This is a genomic window from Candidatus Woesearchaeota archaeon, from assembly GCA_003694805.1.
Classification (GTDB): Archaea; Nanobdellota; Nanobdellia; order Woesearchaeales; family J110; genus J110.
In genome coordinates this window covers 1-3,563 of sequence record RFJU01000108.1, presented here as the reverse complement: position 1 = coordinate 3,563, position 3,563 = coordinate 1, and the positions used below count along the sequence as shown (strand labels likewise).

The 3,563-nt window shown below is 47.7% G+C and carries 4 protein-coding genes; 2 read left to right on the top strand and 2 right to left on the bottom strand.

The window, feature by feature from the left end:
* Nucleotides 1-285 precede the first annotated feature (285 nt).
* Both D6783_03920 and D6783_03915 read right to left on the bottom strand, forming a co-directional pair.
* A complete protein-coding gene (locus D6783_03920; GenBank protein ID RME52740.1) occupies nucleotides 286-564 on the bottom strand; it encodes a hypothetical protein in 279 nt (92 codons plus the stop codon).
* A complete protein-coding gene (locus tag D6783_03915) occupies nucleotides 561-1,217 on the bottom strand; it encodes a hypothetical protein (protein ID RME52739.1) in 657 nt (218 codons plus the stop codon). Before D6783_03915 ends, D6783_03920 begins: the two co-directional genes overlap by 4 nt.
* 285 nt (nucleotides 1,218-1,502) lie before the next feature.
* On the opposite strand from D6783_03915, the gene D6783_03910 reads away from it, so the two are divergent.
* A complete protein-coding gene (locus D6783_03910; GenBank protein ID RME52738.1) occupies nucleotides 1,503-1,982 on the top strand; it encodes a hypothetical protein in 480 nt (159 codons plus the stop codon).
* An 863-nt stretch (nucleotides 1,983-2,845) separates the two neighbouring features.
* Nucleotides 2,846-3,478 carry a hypothetical protein gene (locus tag D6783_03905; GenBank protein RME52737.1) on the top strand — a complete coding sequence of 211 codons (633 nt, stop codon included), beginning with the start codon at nucleotides 2,846-2,848 and terminating at the stop codon, nucleotides 3,476-3,478.
* Nucleotides 3,479-3,563 lie beyond the last annotated feature (85 nt).

The following is a 3,563-nucleotide window of genomic DNA, read 5'->3' as shown; positions in this document are numbered from 1 at the left end:
TGTTAGCGGTGTTCATTGTTGAGTGTTGAAATTCAGTGTTTATTAATTTTTTGTTGGCATTTTTTTTGGAAAACGCATCACATCCGTGCTTAAAAAGCTTTGAAGGCTCAAAAAAGTATGAAAGACAGATGTTAGTTTGGAGTACAGATCTGGTCTACTTTTAACTACTGCGGAAAATTCGAGAACAAAGCATCTTAAAAGCCCTTTTTCAAGAATCAACGGAGTTCTGCAAAAAGGAAACAAGCACGCTGTTTCTTTCTGGCAACCGCGTGTCCCGGTCGATGATTATGTGTCAAGGCCGAAGGATTCCATAAACTCAACAATCATCTTGTACTTGTTCAAATAGTCGTTTCCTTTATCGGTGATGGCAAACGTCCTTCCTTTTTTTGTATTGTTTACTATGATAAAACCCTTCGCCCACAAGTCGTTTAAGTATTCCTCCATCATCTGATGCGAAAGGTTGGACTTGTAGAGGATGTGTGTTGGCTTGATCTTCCCGTTCTTTTCCCGAATAGCAAAAAGGATGTCGTAAATGATTTGCAAGCGATTGCGTTTCCTACTCATTTTTTCAAAACACGGATGAGCTCAACTAATATAAGAATGTATGCAACCAGCTCAAGAACATGCCCTGCGGCGTAATAAACGGTGTTGACTGACAGGAAGATGAATTGCAAGGTTCCCAAGAAGAGAAGAACAAACGCCAAAAAAATAGAGAAGGTCTTCCACGACCGCCTATCCAAGAATCTCTGCAAGTAGTACGAAACGATAAAGATGAAGAGGATGGAGGTCAGAATGTAGAAAACCCAAAGCTTCTGGATCGTCAAGACCAGCCAACCCAGGGTGAGGATGAGGAGGAGGGTTAGTGTTGGAGCACTCTTGATGCGAAGGGTGTTGTACGTAAGAACAACCACGCCAGCGAGGAAGAAGAGCAAGTGCAGAAAGATGCCTATACGGTCAAGCAAGGCGACTTGCAGACCCAAACAAAACGCGCAGGACGCATCATCCAGCTTGAGAGCGATAGTGAGGTTGACGAAGGCCCAGACGAGGTATGAAACGCTAATGAGCAAAAAGCCCGTCCCGAACAGTTTCGGCATTCTTTGCCGTGTTAGCTTGAACACCCGCCAGGACTGCAGACTCACCGCGAGCGTAATGGCGGCAAAAACAAGTTCGAAGGCAATATCGAAGCCAAAGAACCAAGGAGGCGTCTCGTACAGCATTACATTCGAGGAACAACCCTTCTTGCTTTTTAAGGCTTGTGGATTTGTTTTCTAGAGCATGCATCAGATGCAACCTTAACAAGGATTTAATAAACAAGGTTCTTGATAGGGGCTATGCGTGAGTTGAAAAGCACCAAGCAGCACTACGCTAAGCAAGCTGAGTGTCCAGAAACCGAGCATCCAGCAATGAGGGCCTTAAAGCGCAGGTCAAGGCAAAGCACTGGCGCACAACGCAAGAACACAAAGATAGCCAATGGTATAACACTATAAAGAGGGGTGATTGGCATGCAACAAAGAAAGCAACGAGAAATACGAAGAACAAAGAAAGAGCAATGGCAAGAAGATGGACTCGTGAATGAACCATCATGGGGGAGGTGGCAGGGAAGAGGACGCCGCGAGATGAGATGGCGTACAACGCCAACAGGGCGGTCAGCTCCGCCACAGGCAAGAAGGGCAAGACAGGAAAAAATGCGGGACCGGAACGCTGAGAAACGCGTTATTCGAGAGTTCTTGCTTGAGGAACCTGGCCTGTTCCAAGAAGTCATCCAGAGCACAGCAGGACCTGCAGCTGTCGAAGCAGAGTTCTCGTTGAGGATGAAAGAAGAGCGCGTAAAGAACTGGGAAGCGTACGGCGAGGTCACACCTCTTCCTGAGCTGCTCGTCGCCCCTCACGCCAACCTTGCCAGACAAACGAGGAAACAGCGCAGAAACGCGACGCCGTTTAGCACCGAGCTCTTCCAGCACGCGCCACAGGCGGAACTGTAACGCGAGCACTGGCACGCCCGCCGTGCAAACAACTCGCTCTTGGACCGTGAAACCAACAAGAGGTTACCAACGAACGATGCATAACAAAACAAGAGGCCTGCCCGAGAAGGTACTGATTGCGCACTCACACCCCCTATAAGAACACCTCAACCACTCTCTGTGCGTGCACGTTCAGCGCCTCCCGGGCGGCTTCTTTTTTTCCTTTTTCCCTTTTTTTCTTGTCTTCTCTCGTCTTTTGTTCCCAACCAAGCCGGCCCGCGCCACCCGAATCAACACGGGCCATCATTCATTCTGACTGGCACGCTGTCGCGTCGTTCTCACCCGGCGCTTTGTACGCGGCACTTGCCAGCACGCAACGAACGCAAACGTTTAAAAAGCAACTTGTTGTTTCCTGCATGCTGAGAGCGCGTGCAAAACGGGGCCATAGTTTAACCTGGCTAGAGCGGCCGGCTCCAGACCGGCAAATCTGGGTTCGAACCGGCGAACTCCATTTGAGGCTAGGCTGAATGATAGCTGTGTGTTTGCAGCACGTCATCAGCTTCCTCGACTGATGAGAGGCGCGGCGAAAGTCCCAGTGGCCCCATCACGCGCTCTTCTTTTTTTCTCTCTTTTTTTCTTTGTCCTGGCGGTCCTCCTCTTTTCTCGTGTTCAACACAACCACCAAATTATTTTCGATATGGAAAATTTTTTGTGGGGTGGTGCAGGAAAAACGCGTTAAAACAAAGGAGGAGGCCCGCTGCAATACACCGGCCCTTCCTAACAGAAACGTTTAAATACCAAGTGACAGCAGAGCAAATAAAAAGGCAAAGCCTTTCTCATCACAAAAGGGCATATCGACCAAAAGAAAAAAACAAGGGCAAAAGGTGAGCACCATCGCAGGCAAAGATTTTCACAAAACCATGGATGACTACCTCTCTAAAGTCCACAAAAAAAGAGAGCAATACACCAAACCAAAACGAAAACTCTTTCACGTAGAAATCAAAGAAGACGATATAACAAAACTCGAAGACTCCCAAGTTCACGTCTTCAAACGAGAACCATCCTGGCTCGACCGCCTCTTCAGGAGAAGCGAACCCGTCGAAACCGAAGAACTCGACGAAGACCTCACCCCTGAAGAACTCGAAAAACTCAAAAAAATGGAGGAAGAGATCGAGCAAAGCAAGAAGAGAGCCAAACAAGAACACATGACTGAGGCAGAAGAAGAAGCCTATGAAGAAACGCTCCTCACCCGCTTCTTCAACTACCTCAAAGGCGCACGCCGTCGGCAGCGCTATATCGAAGAACTCGAAGAAGCCCCCGTCCAAGAACATATCTACATCATACCAGAAGATGTCAAAGACGTTCTCAAACTCCTCAACAAATGGCTCAACAAACTCTCCAAACGAAACTTAGAAAGCTTCAAAAAATCACCCGACTTTCAACGCTACAAAGCAGTCCTCGAAAAATACGACCTCGTCAAGAAAAAAACCAAGAAAAACCAAACAAAAAGCAACTGAACCACGAAACCACGACCACGCACAACACACTCCACAACATACTCGCTTTCACAACGTCCCACAACAACAAAACCTCTCAAACAAC